General features: G+C 63.6%; 19 protein-coding genes. 10 read left to right on the top strand and 9 right to left on the bottom strand.

What is annotated here, in order from left to right:
• The first annotated feature begins 132 nt into the window (after window positions 1-132).
• Complete coding sequence (locus J0I42_RS06650) at window positions 133-396, top strand: DUF2934 domain-containing protein (RefSeq protein WP_291653980.1); 264 nt, start codon at window positions 133-135, stop codon at window positions 394-396.
• A 53-nt stretch (window positions 397-449) separates the two neighbouring features.
• Here J0I42_RS06650 and glgA read toward each other — a convergent pair whose 3' ends face one another.
• Window positions 450-1,982 (bottom strand): glycogen synthase GlgA, encoded by a 1,533-nt coding sequence (glgA, locus tag J0I42_RS06645; RefSeq protein WP_291653979.1) that lies wholly within the window; start codon window positions 1,980-1,982, stop codon window positions 450-452.
• A gap of 220 nt (window positions 1,983-2,202) precedes the next feature.
• On the opposite strand from glgA, the gene glgX (J0I42_RS06640) reads away from it, so the two are divergent.
• The gene (gene glgX, locus J0I42_RS06640; protein WP_291653977.1) at window positions 2,203-4,275 is read left to right on the top strand and encodes a glycogen debranching protein GlgX; all 2,073 of its coding nucleotides are present in this window, start codon (window positions 2,203-2,205) and stop codon (window positions 4,273-4,275) included.
• Here the strand turns inward: glgX (J0I42_RS06640) and glgX (J0I42_RS06635) are convergent, their stop codons facing one another.
• Window positions 4,276-6,219 carry a glycogen debranching protein GlgX gene (glgX, locus tag J0I42_RS06635; RefSeq protein WP_465247651.1) on the bottom strand — a complete coding sequence of 648 codons (1,944 nt, stop codon included), beginning with the start codon at window positions 6,217-6,219 and terminating at the stop codon, window positions 4,276-4,278.
• 25 nt (window positions 6,220-6,244) lie between these two features.
• Window positions 6,245-8,710 carry a glycogen/starch/alpha-glucan phosphorylase gene (locus J0I42_RS06630; RefSeq protein WP_291653975.1) on the bottom strand — a complete coding sequence of 822 codons (2,466 nt, stop codon included), beginning with the start codon at window positions 8,708-8,710 and terminating at the stop codon, window positions 6,245-6,247.
• Between the two features lie 221 nt (window positions 8,711-8,931).
• Between J0I42_RS06630 and J0I42_RS06625 the strand changes: the two genes are divergently transcribed.
• From J0I42_RS06625 to J0I42_RS06605, 5 genes are all read left to right on the top strand, one after another.
• Window positions 8,932-9,057: a hypothetical protein gene (locus J0I42_RS06625; protein ID WP_291653973.1), complete on the top strand. Its 126-nt coding sequence runs from the start codon at window positions 8,932-8,934 to the stop codon at window positions 9,055-9,057.
• Window positions 9,058-9,146: 89 nt separating this feature from the next.
• Complete coding sequence (locus tag J0I42_RS06620) at window positions 9,147-9,359, top strand: hypothetical protein (protein ID WP_291653971.1); 213 nt, start codon at window positions 9,147-9,149, stop codon at window positions 9,357-9,359.
• An 11-nt stretch (window positions 9,360-9,370) separates the two neighbouring features.
• Window positions 9,371-9,685 carry an acyl carrier protein gene (locus J0I42_RS06615; protein WP_291653969.1) on the top strand — a complete coding sequence of 105 codons (315 nt, stop codon included), beginning with the start codon at window positions 9,371-9,373 and terminating at the stop codon, window positions 9,683-9,685.
• Between the two features lie 148 nt (window positions 9,686-9,833).
• The gene (locus tag J0I42_RS06610) at window positions 9,834-10,085 is read left to right on the top strand and encodes a hypothetical protein (protein ID WP_156407016.1); all 252 of its coding nucleotides are present in this window, start codon (window positions 9,834-9,836) and stop codon (window positions 10,083-10,085) included.
• Between the two features lie 755 nt (window positions 10,086-10,840).
• Window positions 10,841-11,245, top strand: a complete 405-nt coding sequence (locus tag J0I42_RS06605; RefSeq protein WP_291653967.1) for a hypothetical protein — start codon at window positions 10,841-10,843, stop codon at window positions 11,243-11,245.
• A 2-nt stretch (window positions 11,246-11,247) separates the two neighbouring features.
• Here J0I42_RS06605 and J0I42_RS06600 read toward each other — a convergent pair whose 3' ends face one another.
• The 3 genes from J0I42_RS06600 to J0I42_RS06590 form a co-directional block, all read right to left on the bottom strand.
• Window positions 11,248-11,808, bottom strand: a complete 561-nt coding sequence (locus tag J0I42_RS06600) for a DNA-3-methyladenine glycosylase (protein ID WP_291653966.1) — start codon at window positions 11,806-11,808, stop codon at window positions 11,248-11,250.
• Window positions 11,809-11,861: 53 nt separating this feature from the next.
• The gene (locus J0I42_RS06595) at window positions 11,862-14,225 is read right to left on the bottom strand and encodes a PAS domain S-box protein (RefSeq protein WP_291653964.1); all 2,364 of its coding nucleotides are present in this window, start codon (window positions 14,223-14,225) and stop codon (window positions 11,862-11,864) included.
• A 134-nt stretch (window positions 14,226-14,359) separates the two neighbouring features.
• Window positions 14,360-14,545: a hypothetical protein gene (locus J0I42_RS06590; RefSeq protein WP_061966353.1), complete on the bottom strand. Its 186-nt coding sequence runs from the start codon at window positions 14,543-14,545 to the stop codon at window positions 14,360-14,362.
• Window positions 14,546-14,754: 209 nt separating this feature from the next.
• On the opposite strand from J0I42_RS06590, the gene J0I42_RS06585 reads away from it, so the two are divergent.
• The gene (locus J0I42_RS06585; RefSeq protein ID WP_291653962.1) at window positions 14,755-16,035 is read left to right on the top strand and encodes a DUF763 domain-containing protein; all 1,281 of its coding nucleotides are present in this window, start codon (window positions 14,755-14,757) and stop codon (window positions 16,033-16,035) included.
• 12 nt (window positions 16,036-16,047) lie between these two features.
• Here the strand turns inward: J0I42_RS06585 and xth are convergent, their stop codons facing one another.
• Complete coding sequence (gene xth / locus J0I42_RS06580; RefSeq protein WP_291653960.1) at window positions 16,048-16,833, bottom strand: exodeoxyribonuclease III; 786 nt, start codon at window positions 16,831-16,833, stop codon at window positions 16,048-16,050.
• Window positions 16,830-17,756: a hypothetical protein gene (locus tag J0I42_RS06575; RefSeq protein WP_291653958.1), complete on the bottom strand. Its 927-nt coding sequence runs from the start codon at window positions 17,754-17,756 to the stop codon at window positions 16,830-16,832. Before J0I42_RS06575 ends, xth begins: the two co-directional genes overlap by 4 nt.
• Before the next feature lie 157 nt (window positions 17,757-17,913).
• On the opposite strand from J0I42_RS06575, the gene J0I42_RS06570 reads away from it, so the two are divergent.
• Both J0I42_RS06570 and J0I42_RS06565 read left to right on the top strand, forming a co-directional pair.
• Window positions 17,914-18,336 (top strand): low affinity iron permease family protein, encoded by a 423-nt coding sequence (locus J0I42_RS06570; RefSeq protein ID WP_061966356.1) that lies wholly within the window; start codon window positions 17,914-17,916, stop codon window positions 18,334-18,336.
• A gap of 64 nt (window positions 18,337-18,400) precedes the next feature.
• Window positions 18,401-19,345: a cation diffusion facilitator family transporter gene (locus J0I42_RS06565; RefSeq protein WP_291653955.1), complete on the top strand. Its 945-nt coding sequence runs from the start codon at window positions 18,401-18,403 to the stop codon at window positions 19,343-19,345.
• A gap of 17 nt (window positions 19,346-19,362) precedes the next feature.
• On the opposite strand, the gene J0I42_RS06560 is transcribed toward J0I42_RS06565, so the two are convergent.
• Window positions 19,363-19,962 (bottom strand): flavodoxin family protein, encoded by a 600-nt coding sequence (locus tag J0I42_RS06560; RefSeq protein WP_291653953.1) that lies wholly within the window; start codon window positions 19,960-19,962, stop codon window positions 19,363-19,365.
• Window positions 19,963-20,001 lie beyond the last annotated feature (39 nt).

Raw genomic sequence — 20,001 nt, 5'->3', positions numbered from 1 at the left:
TGATGCAACGCAGCAGAAGGGGTCCCCGTTCCGCTTCGCCGCCATCGCGACCATGCAAGATCATCTGTCGGAACCCACCATTCGGCATGCAGTTCATCCAGCGCGCTTCAGCGCCTTTCGAGGAGATAGATGATGAGCCGGGAACAGATCGTCCGCGATACCGCCTATGCGATCTGGGAAGCCGAAGGTAAGCCCGAGGGCCGCGATGCCGAGCACTGGCGCCTCGCCGAGGAGCGGGTCACGGCCAGCACCGGTAAAACCGGCAAGGCAGCGAAGCCTCTGAAGGGCAGGGTTTCGGCGACCGTGGACGACAAGCCGAAGGCGACGGTTCCGGTCAAGAAGGCGGCGACGGGGAATGCGGGCGCGCGGAAATCCGCCCCGAAGGCCAAGGGCTGAGTGCTGTTCTGCCGAAGATGCTGCGTGCGTCGTGTTCGGCCTGATCACCATGATCAGGCGGCGAGCGCGCGGGCATAGACATCTGCATAGCGGAAGCTGGGCCGGCGCCAGTCGAAGCGCTTGGCCATGGCATGGTCCCGCATCTGCCGGAACGTGCGCTTGGAGCGGAAGGCTTCGAGCGCGCGGGCGACGGCCCCTGTCAAGCCGGCGCCCGTCAGATTGGAGAATAGGAAGCCCGACAATCCGTCTTCGATCGTATCGACCAGGCCGCCCGTCCGATAGGCGATCGGCAGCGCGCCGGAGCGCTGCGCATACATCTGACTGAGCCCGCATGGCTCGAAGCGCGAGGGCATCAGCAGGAAATCGCTGGCGGCGAACAGACGGCGGGCTTCACCGTCGTCGAAGCCGATCCGCGCAGCGACGGCGCGGGGATATCGGCGCGCCAGCTTCTCGACGGCTTCCTCGATGCGCGGCTCGCCGCGTCCCGTCACAACGAGCTGGCCGCCCTGCGCCACGATCGTCTCGGCAGCCTCCAGCGACAGATCTATGCCCTTCTGATGGACCAGACGGGATACGATTGAGAAGAGCGGGCCCCGCGACTCCGGCAGGTCGAATGTCCGGCGGATGTCGGCGGCGTTGCGCCGCTTCCACTGCCGGATGATCTGGTCTCCGGAGCGGCCGCCTTCGATCAGCGCATTCCAGCTGTCGTCGATGCCGTTGACGATGCCGGTCAACCTGCCTTCCCCCATTCGCGTTTTGAGGAGACCATCGAGGCCGCAGCCGTGCTCGGCCGTGGTGATCTCGTTGGCATAGGTCTCGCTCACGGTGGTGACATGCGAGCCATAGAAGATGCCGCTCTTCAGGAACGAGATCTTGCCGTGAAATTCTGAGCCGTTGATGTTGAAAGCCTGATCGGGAATGCCCAGCAGCCGCATGCGCTGCGGATGATACAGGCCCTGATAAGCGAGATTGTGGATCGTCAGGATCGAGGGCGTCTCCAGCCCCTTCCAGCGCATGTAGCCGGGCGCGAGAGCAGACGGCCAGTCGTTGACATGGACGACGTCCGGCTTCCAGTTCGGGTCGGCCTCGCCGGCGGCGATCTCCGCGGCGGCGAGCGAGAGCCGCCCGAAGCGGACATCGTTGTCACCGAAATCGCCTCCGCCGAAGGGCCCATAGGGCGAGCCGTCGCGATCATAGAGCTCGTCGCAAAGCACGGTGTAGACGATCAGGCCGTCGCTCGTGGTGAAACGGCCGAGCGACCATGGCGGCAGGCCGGCGACGCGCGGCATCTGCCGGACGACGTCCATGGCGGGTTTGGCCTTGCGGACCTGGCGAAAGCCGGGCAGCAGGACGCGCACCTCGCAAAACTTGCGGAGTTGGCGGGGCAGCGCCGTCGAGACCTCGCCAAGGCCGCCGGCCTTAATGAAGTCGCCCATCTCGGACGTCACGAACAGCAGTTTTGTGGTCGCGGCGATCGGTGATGGCTGGTCGGCGATGTCGTCCTTGACGGCGGGGGCATAATGCAAAGCGTGGCCTGACGTAGCGGGGGCGCCTGCAATTTCGGCCAGCTCCAAAACATTTGTCATCGTCACGCCCTTGGCATCCCGCGAAGCACAACAGGTCCGCCGATCCCCGAGTTCCTGCCTCGCAGCGAAATATTTCAGGCAAGATCGAGGCCAGCGGTCCGGAACTGCTGTTGCTGCAGCACGTTGCTGCCATCGCGACGGAAGCGAGGCAGCCTCGCAGCGACGATAGTCCTTTCTGCACGCTGGACACGAAGGTGCTGTGACATGGCGGGAGTAAGACATGGCGGGTTTTGAGATCAAGGCCGGCCGGGCTTCCGAACTCGGCGCTGTGTTCGATGGCGAGGGAACCAACTTCGCCCTGTTCTCGGCTCATGCCGAGCGCGTCGAGTTGTGCCTGTTCGACGAGAGCGGAGAGACCGAGACTGCGCGCATCACTTTGCCGGAATACACGGACGAGATCTTCCACGGCTACCTGCCGGGCGTGGGGCCAGGGCAGCGCTACGGCTATCGCGTCCATGGCCGATTCGCCCCGGAGGAGGGGCATCGCTTCAACCCGAACAAGCTTCTCCTGGATCCGTATGCGCGGGAGTTTTCAGGAGCGGTCGACTGGAACGATGCGCATTACGGCTACGAGATTGGTGCCGGGGAAGACCGCGATCTCAGCTTCAGCGAACTCGACAGCGCGTCCTACATGCCGAAATGCGTTGTTGTGGACTGGCAAGCCGATCCGCAGCGTCCCGGCGCGCCCGGTATCGGCTGGGACCGGACCATCTTCTACGAGACGCATGTGCGCGGCTTCACGCAACTGCACCCAGCTGTGCCCGAAGCCCGCCGCGGCACCTTCGACGGCCTCGCCGAGCCGGCCGTGATCGACTACATCAAGAGCCTTGGAGTCAGCACCGTCGAGCTCCTGCCCGTGCATGCCTATCTCGACGACCATCACCTCGTCGCCAAGGGCCTGTCCAACTACTGGGGCTACAACACGATCGGCTTTTTCGCGCCGATGCAGCGCTATCTCGGGCGGGCCGGCCTTTCCTCGTTCCGCGACATGGTCCGCCGCTTCCACGATGCGGGGCTCGAGGTCGTCCTGGACGTCGTCTACAACCACACGGCCGAGGGGAACGAGCTCGGCCCGACGCTGTCGTTCAAGGGGATCGACAACTTCTCCTATTACCGGACAATGCCGGGCGAGCCGCGCTACTATGTCAACGACACCGGTACCGGGAATACGGTCAACACGTCCCATCCGCGCGTGCTCCAGATGGTGATGGACTCGCTGCGCTACTGGGTCGAGGTGATGGAGGTGGACGGCTTCCGCTTCGACCTCGGTACCATCCTCGGGCGTGAGCCGCACGGCTTCGATCCACGCGGCGGCTTCTTCGACGCGATGGGGCAAGACCCCGTCCTGCGCAAGGTCAAGCTTGTGGGCGAGCCCTGGGATATCGGGCCAGGCGGCTATCAGGTTGGCGGCTTCCCGCCGGGCTGGGCCGAGTGGAACGACAAGTACCGCGACACGATCCGTGCCTATTGGAAGGGCGAAGAGGGCATCATCCGCGACCTCGCTGCCCGCATCACCGGTTCGGGCGACGTCTATGACCAGCGCGGCCGCCGGCCCTGGGCCAGCGTGAACTTCATCACCGCTCATGACGGCTTCACCCTGGCGGACCTCGTCTCCTACAACGATAAGCACAACGAGGCGAACGGCGAGGACAACAAGGACGGCCACGGCCATAACCTGTCCTTCAACCACGGCGCCGAGGGACCGACCGAGCACGAAGGCATCCTTGCGGTGCGTCAGCGGCAGAAGCGCAATCTGCTGGCGACGCTGCTTCTGTCCCATGGCACGCCGATGCTGCTTGCCGGCGACGAGCACGGCCATTCCAACCGCGGCAACAACAATGTCTACGCCCAGGACAACGAGACTGCCTGGATGCGCTGGGACGAGATCACGCGGCGCGACGAGGCACTCGCCGGCTTCGTCCGGCGCGTCATCGCCTTGCGCAACGAGCACCCGATCTTTAGGCGGACGTCCTTCCGCGACGGCTGCCTGCTGCGCTGGGTCAACCCGGCTGGAGGCGACCAGCAGGAAGAGCACTGGGACGATCCCGGCGTGCTCGCGATCGGCCTGCTGATGCATATGCCGGATGTCGAGGCCGGCGGCGACGAGGCCCTGATCCTGTTCAACGCCTTTGACGGCGAGGTCGTGTTCAAGATACCGCCGCGGGTGAAGTCCGGTTCGTGGTCGGTCGTGCTGGATACGGAGACCGGCCCGAATTCGGACGAGGGCCGCAAGGGACTGAAGGCGGACCAGGAAATCTCACTTTCGCCGCGGTCCTTGATCGTGCTGATGTGATCAGACTTTCCGCCACAGTGTGACGCTGCGGGCGGGCAGCATGCCCTCCATTCGGCCGTCGGAGGTGAATATCTGCTCCCATCGGCCGGCGGGAAGCGTCATCGCGGCCGCATGCATACTACGGTTGAGCGCGATCAGCAGGCTCTCTGTGGCGCCGTGCAGCAGCAAGCAGAAGGCATCGAGACCGGCCCAGTCCTGATCGGCGATCGCTGTCGCGTCGGCTTTCAGCCAGCGCGCATCCGGCGGCTCTCCCGTGCCGGTCAGAAAGGTATCGGCGGCTAGAAGCGTGTGCCGACGACGCAGTGCTGCGAGCGCGGCGACCAGGGCGGTCAGTTCATCGTCGGCCCGCTCCCAGTCCAGCCAGGAGGTCGGATTGTCCTGCGCGTAGGCATTGTTGTTGCCGTGCTGGGTCCGCCCGAACTCGTCGCCCGCCGTCAACATCGGAATACCGCGTGACAGGAAGAGCGTCGCGAGTAGCGCTCGGACGTCGCGACCGCGCACGGCTTCGATCGATGCGTCGCGCGTCGGGCCTTCGATGCCGCAGTTCCAGCTATGGCTGTCATTGTCGCCGTCGCGGTTCCCCTCGCCATTGGCCTCGTTGTGCTTGCGCTCGTAAGAGACGAGGTCGCGCAGCGTGAAGCCGTCATGGGCGGCGATGAAATTGATGCTGGCTTGCGGGCCGCGATGTTTGTTGGCGAAGAGGTCCGACGAGCCGGCCAACCGCGTCGCCAGCGCGCCGGCCATCCCGGCATCGCCGCGCCAGTAACGGCGAATGTCGTCGCGATAGCGCCCGTTCCATTCGGCGAAAGGAGCGGGGAAATCGCCGAGGCGATAGCCGCCAGGGCCGATATCCCAGGGCTCGGCGATCAGGATGGCGTGCGCGAGTTCCGGATCCTGCAGGATGGCGCCGAAAAGCGGTGCATCGGGCGTAAATCCGGTCTCCGTGCGTCCCATCACCGTGCCGAGATCGAAGCGGAAGCCGGCGATGCCGAGGCGCAGCCAGTGCCGCATTGCGTCCATCGCCAGACGCAGCACCGGAGCGCGATTGAGCGCCAGCGTATGGCCGCAGCCGGTATCGTTGACGAGGCGGGCGGGATCGTCGGCGGCATGGCGGTAATAGACGGCATTGTCGAGGCCGCGCAGGCTGACCGTGCCGCCGAATTCATCGCTTTCGGCTGTGTGGTTCAGCACGATGTCGAGGATCACGCCGATGCCTGCCTCGGCATAGGCGGCGCAGAGTGCTGCAAGATCGACCGGCCCGCCAGGCGCGAGCCGCGGGTCGAGCGCGAAGAAGTTAACGGGATTGTAGCCCCAGGCATTGGCGAGCCCGAGCGGCGGCAAGTGGCGCTCGTCCATCCAGGCTGCGACCGGCATCAGCTCGACATGGCTGACGCCGAGCCTCTGCAGATGCGCGATGACGGATGGTTCACGCAGGGCGACAAGTGTTCCCCGCAAGGGCGGCGGGACGGCCGGGTGGCGCATGCTGAAGGATCGGACGCCGAGCTCGTAGAGGAAGGTCGGCGGCGTCGCTTCGGAAGCCCGGACCTCGCCGGAGACGGGGAGAGGCTGCACGATGCAGCGCGGCACGAGCGCCGCTGTTTCCGCGCCATGGCGGGCGAGCGCCGGATCCCAGCGGAAGGGGCGATCGATCAGCGTCGCATAGGGGTCGACGAGCAGCTTCGTCGGGTCGAACCGATGGCCCCGCTCGGGCTGCCATGGCCCCTCGACGCGCAGGCCGTAGCGCATCCCCGCGCCGGCACCCTCCAGCAAGCCATAATGGATGTCGCCATCACGGCAAGGCAGCGGCAGCAATGCCAGCTCCGTCTCGCCGGCCTCGTCGAAAAGGCAGACGAAGACGCGGGTGCCGTGGCGCGAGAAGACTGCGAAGCAGACTCCGTCGTCCACAAGGGACGCACCGATGCTTAGCGGGCGCGCGCAGGGAATGATCCGCTGCATCGGAGCCAACGCCTCAGCCTTCTCCCGGTGCCGCGGCGGGCAGATTCCAGATACGCTGCGCATATTCGCGGATGGCGCGGTCGGCGCTGAACCAGGCGCAATGGGCCGTATTGTTCACGGACATGTGCCACCACCGCGCCTGATCCGCCCACAGGCTGTCGATCCGGCGCTGGGTGAGGCGGTAGCTCTCGAAATCGTTGAGCACCATGAACCAATCGTTGGCGAGGAGGCCTTCCACGAGCCCGGCATAGCGGTCGCGATCGCGGGGGGAGTAGGCGCCGCCGGCGACCGCATCGAGCACGCCTTCGAGATGAGCCGAGGCATGGATGATGTCGGCGCTCGGGCGGGGATCGCGTCGCGCCGCCTCGACCTCTTCCGCCGTCATGCCGAAGATCGCGATATTGTCGGCCCCGACACGCTCGCCGATTTCGATATTGGCGCCGTCGAGCGTGCCGATGGTGATGGCTCCGTTCAGCGCGAATTTCATATTGCCGGTGCCGGACGCCTCCATGCCGGCCGTCGATATCTGTTCGGACAGATCGGCGGCCGGGATGATCGTCTCGGCGAGGCTGACGTTGTAGTTCGGCAGGAACACCACCTTGAGCCGGTCTCGCGTCGTGATGTCGTTGTTCACCACGGCGGCGACATCATTGATGAGGTTGATGATCGATTTGGCGGTCACGTAGTTCGACGCGGCCTTACCGGCGAATATCTTCACGCGCGGGGCCCAGTCGCGATAGGGCTCGGAGCGGATGGCGTCGTAGAGCGCGATCGTCTCGAGGATGTTGAGCAACTGGCGCTTGTATTCGTGGATGCGCTTGATCTGCACGTCGAAGAGAGCGGATGGATCGACGATGACGCCGCAGTCCTGACGGATGATTGTCGCGAGCCTGAGCTTGTTCTCGCGCCGGATCGCGGCCAGCCGGTCGTGGACCGTCGTGTCGTCGGCGTGTTTGCCGAACTGGCGGATCAGCCCGACATCATTCGTGACCTTCTCCCCGCAAGTTTCCTTGAGGAGGTTCGTCAGACCCGGATTCGCGTTGAGAAGCCAGCGGCGCGGCGTGATGCCGTTGGTGACATTCGTGATCCGGTCCGGGAAGACATGATGCAGTGGTGCGAACACCGTTTCCTTCATCAGGTTGGAATGGAGCGCGGAGACGCCATTGACCTTATGCGAGCCGACAAAGGCGAGATGCGCCATCCGGACCCGTCGCCCGTGATATTCGTCGATCAGAGAAAGCGCGGAGAGGTCGGCATCGGGCGCGTCGCGGCGGACGCCGTCGAGGAAGCGGGCATTGATGCCGAAGATGATCTGCATATGGCGCGGCAGGAGCCGCTCCATCAGGGCGACCGGCCAGGTCTCCAGCGCTTCCGGCAGCAGCGTGTGGTTGGTGTAGGAGATCGTCGCCGTCGTGATCTCCCAGGCTCGCTCCCATTCGACCTCATGCTCATCGATCAGCAACCGCATGAGCTCTGCGACCGCAAGCGAGGGATGGGTGTCGTTGAGTTGGATTGCGGCCTTTTCTGCGAGGTTGTTTAGCGTTCCGAATTGGCGATGGTGGCGTCGGACCAGATCCTGAAGCGAGGCGGAGGTGAAGAAGAACTCCTGCCGCAGGCGCAATTCCTGCCCGACCGGCGTCGAGTCGTTGGGATAGAGCACCTTCGAGATCGCTTCGGCGCGGTTGCGCTCGGCGACAGCCCCGACCAGATCGCCTTGATTGAAGGCATCCAGCGACAGGGGATGCATCGCCCTTGCGCGCCAAAGCCGCAAGGTGTTGGCGTCGCGCCCCTGCCAGCCGACGACAGGCGTATCATAGGCGACGGCGAAGATGGTCTCCTCCGGCGCCCAGAACACCTGCCCGGGCTTCCCGCCCGCAGCCACGGTACCGCCAAAGCCGATCCTGTAGGCGCTCTCGCGTCGTTCGAACTCCCAGGGATTGCGGAAGGACAGCCAGTCCTCGGGAACCTCGATCTGCCGTCCGCCATCAATGCGCTGCTTGAACAGACCGTGATCGTAGCGGATGCCGTAGCCGAGCGCCGGCACGCCGGTCGACGCCATGGCTTCCATGTAGCAGGCGGCGAGGCGGCCCAGGCCGCCATTGCCGAGGGCGGCGTCAGGTTCGAGATTCTCGATCCCGGCCAGGTCGACACCGAGTTCGCGCAGTGCCTGCGCCATGGAATCGGTCAGGCCGAGATTGTTCAGCGCGTCGGCGAGTGAGCGCCCGATCAAAAACTCCAGGGAGAGGTAATAGACGCGCTTCCTGCCGGTGGCGTAGCTCTCCCGGGTCGACTTCTGCCAGACATCGATGACGTGATCGCGAGCCGCGAGGATCGCTGCTGTCAGCCAGTCATGGGGCTGCGCGACCGCCGGGCTTTTACCGAGCGAGTAGGTGAGCTTGCGCACCACCTCCGCCTTGATGCGCTCGACCTGCTCGTCGGGCTCGTAATGAACAGAGGTCTCGCGAGAAAGAGCTGACAAAGGAAAGTCCCAGGCTGGAATCCGCATGGGCACGATCTCGTAATGCGGTGGCCACATCAAGGCTTGGCCTGACACGCCTGGGATGCACGGGGACCAAGGAACAAGCGGAATAGTCCGGCGTTCCCACCTGTCGGGATCCGGAAACCTCTGAAATTGCTCAAACGCTGCCCGTCTTCGGATGGGAACGAATTGGGCCGTTCCGGACGTGACCGGTCCGACCCATGAGTGACATCGGCGAGACGATGGAGGCGGCCCAGCGGCTCGCCCGGCGCGAGGGCACCGGAGTTCAACTCACGCCTGAGGCCGAGCGCGCGGTCTGGAATGGCGGGAAGCCGCCAGCGGGCTGAATATTGCGAAGTCGACGCTTGCCGCGAGGATGACGGAACCATGCCGCCTCGAAGCCGGTTGCGCCGGGGTGCACAGAGGAGGTCCCGTCATGACGATCGAGCCGATTATCGCAGGGGGCAAGCGGAGCGCCCGGCGCGGGCGCCCGGTCGCAATCGAAGATCGTGAGCAATACGCGGCGGCGGCAGCGCGGGCGCGCCAGTTGTCCGATTACCCGGAAGGGACCGCCGAAGCCATGGAGCTTGCCGCTTTGGTCAAAGCCATCCTGGCGTGGGAGCGATCCAATGCCGACGCGTTGCACTAGCCGAGGCTGAGATGGGCGATCTCAGCGCGGACGAAGCGGTTCTCGTCAAACGCCTCGTCGAGATCATTGCGACCGAAGGTCTCGTTCATCCCGAGCGGCTCGATCCTGGCGCATCGCTGGAAGCCGATCTCGGGCTGTCGCTGGACGACCTCACCTTGATCGGGAATGCGGTCGAACGGGAGTTCGATTGCGACATGGTTCCGGATGACGAGATGAAAGCCTGCCGCAGCGTCCGGCAACTCGTCGATCTGATCGTGGGGCGCATCGCGGCTAAGTCGGCATCGGAATTGCCGCAGGAAAGCGGCCTCGGAAAACCTCCGGCGTAGCGCTGTGGCCGGAGTGTTGGCGCGGCTAGCGTATGTTAGTGCGCTCCGCCTGAGAATGCGCGTCAATGGTCAGGCAGTTGTCTCCATGCCGATCCTTGGAAATGACCGCTGGCGGTGCGCATTGACGCTGCCCAGTCGGAGACCTGTCATGCATAGCGGAAAAGGCTCTTTGATCCTGCGCGATGGTCGCAGGCTTCCCATCAGTTTTCAGTTCAGCAACGATTTCGGCGACACACGTGGGGGCTATTTGCTCTGCAACACCGGCGACCTCGACCCGGCAGCCTTGCTTGGTTTGCTGAATCTCGAATGCGAGGACGGTAGCGACCTCGTGGTTGCGGTCATGCATTCCAGCGACCGATATTTGGCTGTGACCGGACGCGTTTTGCCGACCGCTGCGTGAGCAGAGTACTCGAACGAAGTGGAACTCGGCTTCGGCGCGGCGGGTTGACGGCGTAATCGATGCGTTGCGTGAGGTGCCGCCATGGTCGCAATCTGGAGGGAGCCTGGTCCGACGCGAAGTCCGAGTCCCGTCAAGCGCGTGCTCTACACCGAGCGGTGCCGGGACGAAGACGGCATGCTGTACCATGTCGTCGTCTGGCGCGATTGGCCGGGCTCTCCATTGACTTCATATACCCTCGAGGACGGAACTCCGGTTCACTATGAAGATCAGTGCCGTTTCGCCTTGCCGGACGGGAGGATACTGTCGCGGTGCGGGGATTAGGCAAGGGACACGCGCCAAATACAAAACCCCGCCGGGTTGCCGGCGGGGTTTTGTGGGCTTCCAGCCCTTTGCTCGCCGATGCGACGAGCACTACCGTGAATTCCGCCTGCTCAACGTTCCATCGATGAGATCGGTTCCAGTTGCGGAACATATGACCTCAAGCGAGCGGCTCCGAAGCCGGTAACATACGTTAATGCGTTGGAGGAGCTGGAGCATAGCCTAGCTTGCGTATCAAGGCGCAGGAATGATGATGAAAACGGTACTCGAGCGTGCTTTCGAGCTGGCGAGAACAGGTGGCTTCCAGAAAATCCGGGAACTTCGGCGAAGACTTCAGGAAGAGGGATACAACTCTAGCCAGATCGAAGGTCCCGTTCTGATGCAGCAATTGCGGGAGATGAGCAAAGCTGCGAGAGCCGCGCGGAATGCCTTGACGCTTGAACATTGCGAAAAGCGCTAGACGTATCCCGGTCAGGCAAACCTGCGATATGAAGCATTTTATTGCGACCTTCGACATCGAGACGACGCCCGGGGAGCCTCGCGCGCGCTTCGTTGAAGCTGCCTTTGCGCGCGGCTGGTCGAATATGCTCCTGATCGCCGGTCAACCGGCGCAGCTCCCTGCTTCGACCTCGATCGGCGATTTCCGCGATCTGGAAGATGCTCACCGCGCTTTCGATGCGGCGATAGACGACGCGTCCCGGATGATCGCGCCGGCAAAGATCAGTATCGAACGGCGCTATATCGTCGGGCGAATCCCCGCCGGGCGTCTCAAGGCGCCACGGAGAGAGTGGGTTAAGGTGAACATCGCGCGGCTGAAACGCCTGGTCAGGCCGAAGCGATAGAATTATCCGCTCATGGGAGCGAAGGGTCGGCTCAGGAAGCGTGAGCCGGCAAGCCCGAAGCGCCAGGGATAATCGGCCGCCTTCGAGATCCCGATCCGCGGACCACAGATGATGCCGGGCTCGCAAGGACGCTCGATGAGGGTGAACGGAGGTAAGGCGAGGCTCTTGCCGTCATGAATGCCGGACAAGCCGAGCGCCTGCGTCAGCCGGCCCGGGCCGTTGCAAAGCTGGATCATCGCGCCGCGGCGGGTCCGCATGATCTCGATGCCGTGTCGCGGCTCCAGCGACCGGATCAGCACGGCGCCATTCCCGGTCGCCACGACGTTGAAGCACCAGTGAAGGCCATAGGACCGGTAGACGTAAGCGTGCCAGGCAGGGCCAAACATTGCCGCGTTGGTCCTCGTCGGCCCGCGGAAGCTATGCGAGGCGGGGTCGTCGGCGAGATAGGCCTCGGTTTCGACGATCGTCCCACCCACGCCTTCGACGAGAAGCTCCATACCGATGAGGCGAGGGGCGAGTTCGAGCGCATTCAGCGTCGACAGCCCCGTGGAAATTCCAAGCATCCTGTCTCTCTGCGCCGAGGGCGAAGCCTGCAACGGCGATCGTCGTTGGTGCGTCAGACTGTTGCCTGCAGCAAGCGCGAAATCGCTCCCACGACTTGCCGAAGTTGCAGCGGTTTCACCAGCCTCTCGACGCCTGTGAAGTCGGGAGGAATGATATCGGCGTCGTAGCCGGTGACAAAAACGAAGGGAATGCCGTTTTCCTGCAGATGCTCGGCGAGCTTGAACGACGCACCATGACCGAGATTGATATCAAGGACCACGGCATCCGGCGTTTGCATGGCCAATTCCGCCTGAGCCGCCATTTCGTTTCCGCAAGGACCGATAACCGTCGCGCCGGCCCCCTGAAGTGCGCGCGCGGTATCGGTGGCGATGTAGTACTCGTCCTCCACGATCAGAATACGGTAGCCGTGGAGATCTGGTGCCCCCGTCATGTCGAGTGCTCCTCCAAATACGGTCAATCTCTGCGGTGCTCCCGTCTCGAAGACGCTCGCACCGTCAGCCAGCGGAAACTCCAGATGGCACTGCACTTTGCCTGCTTCGATGACAACGCTCCCCTGCCCGCCTAGTTCGTAGGGTACGCGAGCTTCGATCAGCTCGCGGCCAAATCCTCGTCGTCGCGGCACTGTTGCCGCGGCGACTGGCGCTGCGGCTGATCCGCTTTCCGTCCATACGAAGCGGAGCCAGGGGATGCCGCGTTTGACGAAGGTGGCCCATTCCACCTTGACCCTCCCGTCGGCTACGGACAGGGCGCCGTACTTCATGGCGTTGGTGCCCAGCTCATGAACCGCCAGCGTCAGGATCTCCGCCGCTTTGGGAGAGAGGGAAATGTCCGGCCCTTCGATCCGATACTGCCCCTCGTGCTGTGCCTGCACGCTGACCTCGTCATGAACGACATCTCTGATATTCACGCTGAGATTGGCGCCGCGTGTGAGGAGGGCCTGGACCCGCGCCAGAGCCAGGAGCCGGCCAGAGAGGATGTCGGTGTAATCCTGCACGCTTGAGGCTCGTTCGCCGGTTCGCACAGTGACCGAACGCACGATGGCCAGGACATTGCGCACGCGGTGCTGGAGCTCGGCGAGCAGAGTGGCCTGGTGTCCGGCCGCAAGTTTCGCTTCGGTAATGTCCTGCGCAATCGAGCCGATGCGCTGGATGTCGCCGTCGCCACCGTAAAGCGGAAATCCGGTGCTTCGGATCCAGCGAAACGCCAGGTCGCCCGCCCGCTGAATACGGTATTCCTGGACGACGACCTCGCCAGCGCTGACGCGCTCGACATTCCTCGAAGCTTCATCACGTTCTTCAGGGATAATCAGGGCGTTGAGCAGCCTGGCGTCGGCGAGCACACCCTGCGGGGTGACGCCATAGATCGTCTGCACTGCCGGGCTGACATATTCAAAGTCCCAGCTATGGGCATTTCTGACCCAGATGGCATCCGAAGAGGAGGCGCCTAGCTGCTGGAAGCGCTCCTCGCTTTCGCGAAGCGACGCTTCGGCAGCCCTGCGATGCCTCGCTTCGAGGTCGCGACCGATGATGATGCCGGCCGTGTTGGTGACGAGGTTTGCAACCTCGATATCCAAGGAGCCCGCTTTTGCCGGCTGCGGCCAGTAAAGAGCGAACGTGCCGACAAATTCCCCTTTGCGGGAATGGATCGGAAAGCTCCAGCAGCCGCGATACTGGAAGCGACGGGCCATCTCGTGCCATGGCTTCCAGCGCACTTCCTCCTCGACATCGGTCGTCAGAACCGCTTCGCCTGTGGCGGTTGCAAGGCCGCAGGCGAGCGAATCCTGCCCGATCAGGAAGCCATCCACGGCCGCGGCATAGTCCTCCGACATGCCGACGACGTGCCGGAGCGACGTTCTCTCGTCATTGGCAAGATAAAACGCGAAGCGGGTGCCGCAACCGTACTGAGCTGTTACCGCACCTCCCAAAACGCCTAATGATGCCGTGAGAGGCTCTCCGTTCAAGGCGCATTCGAGAGCCTCTCGCTGGCTCCCCAGCAGCGCCTCGTTGCGCTTGCGATCCGTGACGTCCACGAAGACGTTGATTGCGCCCGTTATGTTGCCGGCATCGTCAAAGATCGGGTCAATATTCACGTTGGCGATCAGACGCGTGCCGTCCGGCTGCTCGATCACCACCTCCAGATCACGCCCCGCTCGGCCATCCCGCAGCGCATCCGCCATGGGGCAGTCCTCATGCCTCAACAGGTGGCCGTCCGGCGTCCACATGCGAAACGAACCGCAATATCGTTCCTGATCGTCCCCAAGCGGCGGCTCGCGTCCCCAGATCTCGACGGCTTTCCGGTTGAAAAAGGTGAGGCGGCCGGCAGCATCGCAAATATAGACCGCCGCAGGCATGAGCGCGACCAAGCTTGCCGTGAAGCTGTCGGGGAAACCTTGGCGATGTGCGATCGGCTTATCCATGCGGACGATGTCTCCGCTGCGGATGAGCCATCCTACCTGAACCCGGCGGGTTTCGCATCAGCAGTCGCTCATCGGTCCCTGCACGCCAGCATGGCCAGCAGGGAGTGGAACCGTCGTCGATCGCGATCGTATCGCTAGCCCGCATCGCCACGCAGCTTCAGGAGCTCGTTGAGATGATCCTGCTTGGCGTTGATCTGCTCCTGCAGGTTTTCTTCCTGCGCCGCTCCGGAGGCGGCCGCCGCGAGTTGGGTCAAATCCGAAACCTGCCGGCGCAGGAGAGCGATCTGGTCGTTGAGTGCCTCGCTATTGCCATTGGCCATGCTGGTGGTCTCCACTCAAATGAATCGTCATCGCCCCCTCAGGGCTCCAGAGACAGGACGCCCGAGCGGCCTCGCTGTTCCACCACCTGCAGATTGTTCAAGGGCACCGGTTGCTTGCCCCATCGAAGCCGTCGGGCTGAATTCAGGCTGGCGCGAGAGCCTGCGAGAGCCTATACCGACTGATCGTTCTTTATTTGTTCCGGAACTTCATGACACGCCGATCAGGCAGCGCTGATCTTCCCCTGCATTACGGCCGCGTTCCGCCCTGGCTGGGCGAGCGCATGGCCAGGCTGGGCAGTGTGATCTGCGAGGCGATCATCCAGCACTACGGTCGCGACGAGTTACTCCGGCGGCTCGCGCATCCCTTCTGGTTCCAGTCCTTCGGCGCGATCATGGGAATGGACTGGCACTCCTCGGGCATCACGACCAGCGTGATCGGGGCTTTGAAGCGCGGCCTGACGCCGCTCGCCGGCGAGCTCGGGCTTCATGTCTGCGGCGGACGCGGCAACCAGTCCCGCCGCACCCCGGCGGAGCTGGAGCAGATCGGTGGGAAGGTCGGGTTCGACGGAGCGGCGCTGGCTCAGGCGAGCCGGCTCGTCGCGAAGGTCGACAGCGCCGCGGTGCAGGACGGCTTCGACCTCTACCTGCACGGCTTCTTCGTGACGGATGACGGGCACTGGACGGTCGTGCAGCAGGGCATGAATGGCGATGGCGGGATGGCGCGGCGCTATCACTGGCATTCCGAGGGGCTCGGCAGCTTCGTCGAGGCGCCTCATGCGGCGATCGAAGGCCGCAGCACCGGCAATATCGTCAACCTGACGGATGCACGCGCGGATCGTGCCCGCACGGCGCAGGTCGCGATGCTTCGCGACGAAGGGCCTGATGCGATCGTCAGAGAGCTGGCTGCGCTCCAACCGAAGCGCGCTTGCGCCGATCAAGTGGCTCCGCAACTGACCCTGCCGCATCTCGTGATGCCTTCGCATCATGATGTGAGGCCCAAAGACGTCATGGCGCGCCGCCTTCATGGTGCGCTCGCCGCCGCGGCCGACCGGGGCCCGAGCGATTTTTCCGAGCTTCTGCTCGTGCCCGGCATTGGTGCGCGTACCGTACGCTCTCTCGCGATGGTCGCGGAAGTGCTGCATGGTGCGCCATGCCGTTTCAGTGATCCCGCGCGCTTTTCGCTCGCGCATGGCGGCAAGGATCGCCAGCCCTTCGCCGTACCGACCAAGGTCTATGATCAGACGATCGGTGTCCTTCGTTCGGCCGTCGACCGGGCGAAGCTCGGTCAGGAGGATCGCCTTGCCGCGATCGCGCGGCTGGACGGCGAGAGTCGCCGGCTGGAACAGAGTGCGACAGGTCCGACGCTCGTCGAGTATGTCGCCGAGGAGCGCCGACGCTCGCCGGAGTACGGCGGCCGAAGCGTCTTCGGATGGGAGAGGCCGGATGGAGGCTGCGAAAAAGACCACGAGGCGAAATTCCGACGTCGGTAGGATACCCCTCGTCTACTGCAGCGCTATGGCCGCGAGTCGAATCCAGGCGGGGGCATGGTCGCTGGCCTTGTCCCAGCCACGCACGTGGCGATCGACACCCGCCGCTTCCAGACGCGCGGCCAGATCCGGGCTCAGAAGCAGATGGTCGAGGCGTAGGCCGGCATCGCGTCCCCATGCGTTTCTGAAATAATCCCAGAATGTGTAGATGCGGTCTTCGGGGTGAAGCTTGCGCAATGCGTCCGTCCAGCCTTGCGCGAGAAGCGCCTCGAAGGCGCGCCGGACCTCGGGACGAAATAGAGCATCGCCCAGCCAGCGCTCGGGCTTGTAGACGTCTCGCTCGGTCGGAATGACATTGAAGTCACCAATGAGCGCGACCGGAACGCGATGCGCCAGTAGCTCTGCGGCGTGGTCTGCGAGGCGTGCGAGCCAGTCCAGCTTGTACGCGAGTTTCGGGCCTGGCGCCGGATTTCCGTTCGGAAGGTAGAGACAACCGATCAGCACGCCTTGCACGGCGGCTTCGATATAACGGCTCTGTTGGTCGCCCGCATGGCCGGGCAGGCTGCGGCGGGTCTCGATGGGATCGCTGCCGCGTGCCAGGAGGGCGACGCCGTTCCAACTCTTCTGGCCCGCCCAGATGCAGCCGTAGCCGGCGTCTCGGATCGCTGATTCCGGAAACCTGTCCTGCGTAGCCTTCAGCTCCTGCAGGCAGACGATGTCCGGCTGGGTCTCGCTCAACCACCGGAGGAGGACGGGAAGGCGACCATTGATGCCATTGATGTTGAAGGTCGCTATTCTCATGGGCTCCGATCTCTAGCTCCCTTGCCCGGGGTAGAACGCCCTTGCTTGCGCGTCTCCAGAGCGCGTTCGAGAGAGCGGGCGGCCCTTCTGGCATCGCGCAGTTCGGAAAGAGTCGGCTGCCACCAACCTTGTGCGAAATCATCGGCGGCGGGCTGGTGACGAGCTGGCCAAGCCTTGATCAGCTCATCATGCGTGGGGCGGCGCCATAGTGCCCAGATCAGGTCGTCGCGCCGGAGCTCGCTCCAAGGATAGTGCTGTCGGGCGATCTCGGCTGGCACGATCTCACCGGTGACGTCCATAACCACGAGCGGTCCCTCATGGGACATCAGGACCCTGTCCAACGGAGGCAAAGCGGTGGCGGGAACGGGATAACGCTGCCGCCGCCGCTCGTTCGTCCTGGCTTTGGCGCCTTCATATTCGGGAGCGGATTTCGCAGCGGCGCTTCGCATCTTCCGCGCCTCTGGCTCGTTGCGCTGAGCTGCCGCTTCGATAATAGCCCATCGCTCACGCAGCGCGTCGACGGATCGGAAGGGGATGTGCCAGGCCTTGTCCTCACCATGCCACCAAGCCCAGGGCACGGCCCGCAATTCCGCGACCACGGTGCGCGAATAGGGCGTCCTAACGATGATTTCGCTATCGGTACTGAGATAGGGGCTGACGATGGGCTCGAAAGAGAAGGAATTCCGCCCGCGCTCATCGGCATTGGTGAACGTTCCCGGGAGTTCACGGTCAAGCCAACGCGTGACGCGTCGAGCGGCCGTCGTGCCCGGCAGTCGCCAGGCCCGATGCCGGTCGCTCCAGCGAGCGCGCGGAAATGCCATGCGGAAGCGCTCGACGAATGCGGCATCAAAGGGAAACGATACGATTGCACCCCGACCATCGTCCCCCTCCATGATCCGAACGTCACTGAGTTCGCCGCCCATCCGTTAATCCAGATCATGAGATCGCTGCCAGCAGCCAGCGCGCCGAACCAGTTCGATCGCTGCAAGGCTCCTCGATCTTATCTCTCGTGGAACTCGCGAATGGCCGGGCGGTTCAGGGCTTTGCCGGGGCGAAGGCAATGCGGGACCGAGGTGCGTCATGTCGAGCTACGATCATATCATTCACAAGGGCAACAAGGCTTCCTTGTTCACGCGCATGGCCCAGTCGGTCGCATCCTGGACCGGCAAGCCGATCACCTTCTTCGGTGCCGTGACTCTGATCGTGGTCTGGGCTGCATCAGGACCGATCTTCGGCTTCAACGACACCTGGCAGCTCGTCATCAACACCTCCACGACGATCATCACCTTCCTGATGGTCTTCATCATCCAGAACAGCCAGAATCGCGACACGGCTGCGATGCAGATCAAGCTCGACGAGCTTATTCTGCGATTGGAAGGTGCCCGCGAAGAATTGCTCGACCTCGAGGAGCTAGACGAGAAGGACCTCGCCCTCATCCGCGAGGATTTCTGTAAGAGGGCCTCATCCGCTCGCGACAGCACCAACGGAAAGTCCACCGACTAAGCACGCCATAGCCGTACCGGAACTCCCGTGGGCATTGCTCGTTGCGCCCAGGCGGAGAGAACCAATGGCGGCGCATGCGGGATCACGAACGGTCATCTATGCGGCGCTGGTTGGAAATCTCCTGATCGCAGCGACGAAGTTCATCGCTGCAGCCTGGACGGGTAGCTCGGCCATGCTGTCGGAAGGAATCCATTCCCTCGTCGACACCGGCAATGGCGCACTTCTGCTTTACGGGCTGCACCGGGCGGCCCGACCGCCCGATCTCACGCATCCGTTCGGGCACGGCCGCGAACTCTATTTCTGGAGCTTCATCGTTGCGCTGCTGGTCTTCGCTGTCGGCGCAGGCGTCTCGCTCTATGAAGGCATCGCCCATGCCATCTCGCCACATCCTGCGACGAGCCTAACCGCGAACTATGTGGTGCTCGGCCTCTCGGCTCTGTTCGAGGGCTATTCCTGGCGGGTCGCGTTGAAAGAGTTCAAGGCCGCCAAGGGTACCCTGGGCTATTTCGCGGCCGTGCGGCAAAGCAAGGATCCCAGCGTCTTCACGGTGCTGTTCGAGGATACGGCAGCTCTATTGGGCCTGCTCATCGCCTTCATCGGCATCACCGCAGCAGCCTATTTCGAGCGCCCCGAGCTCGACGGCGTCGCCTCGATCCTGATCGGCATCATCCTCGCCGCCACGGCGATACTCCTCGCGCGGGAGAGCAAGGCCCTGCTCATCGGAGAAGCTGCGCTGCCGCAGGTGCAGGAGGAGATCAGAGCGGCGGTCGATGGTGATCCCGATGTCGAGCGGGTCAACGGCATGATCACGGTTCATCTCGGCCCGGATCAAATCGTCGTGGCTCTGAGCCTTGAATTCAAGGACGATCGCTCCACCGCCGATATCGAGGATTGCGTCGAACGCATCGAAACAAAGCTCCGAAAACGCCGCTCGGACATCGTCTCGGTCTTCTTGAAGCCGCAGACCTCCGCGACATGGCGCGAGCGGCGAGCCGGGCTCGTGGAGTGAAGGTCGCGAGGTCGCGCTCAATAACCAGGATAGGCATGCCGCTTGAGCAACCCGGCAAGATGGGCCGCATTGCGGGCGAGCATGCGGTTGGTCTTCGCTGTCGTTTCGGGAACCTGATCGAGGTCGATGAAATTCACGCTGCCCATCGCTTCGCCGACCCAGTAGGTCGGGCCTCCCGCGGCGATCGTGAACCCGACATCGAACAATGCTTGGCCGATTTCGGCGGAGACGTGATGGGCTCCGTCCTCGTTCCCGACGACGGCGATGGCTGCGACCTTGCCATAGGCAGGCGTTCGGTTCTGATCATCCGACTCGTCGAGAAAGGCATCCATGCGTTCCAGTACGCGTTTGGCCACGCTCGACGGCTGCCCCAGCCAGATAGGGGTGCCGATCAGCAGGATATCGCAAGCGTCGATCTTGCGTCTGAGCGCGGGCCAGTCGTCGCCATCGCCTTCATCCGAAGAGACGCCTGGCTTGAGGTCGAGTGCAGCGACACGAACGATCTCGCGCTCGCAGTCGTCCGGAAACTCTCCCAAAGCCAGTTCGAGGATGCGCTGGGTCGAGGACGCGCCATCGGGCTTCAAGGTGCAATTGAGAGCCAGAACCGTGAGCGACATCTGCAGATCCAATCTTTGTTTGAGGCTGGTGATTACAAC

The organism is Allobosea sp. (assembly GCF_017308015.1).
Taxonomy (GTDB): domain Bacteria; phylum Pseudomonadota; class Alphaproteobacteria; order Rhizobiales; family Beijerinckiaceae; genus Allobosea.
This window is presented reverse-complemented; position numbering and strand designations above follow the sequence as displayed.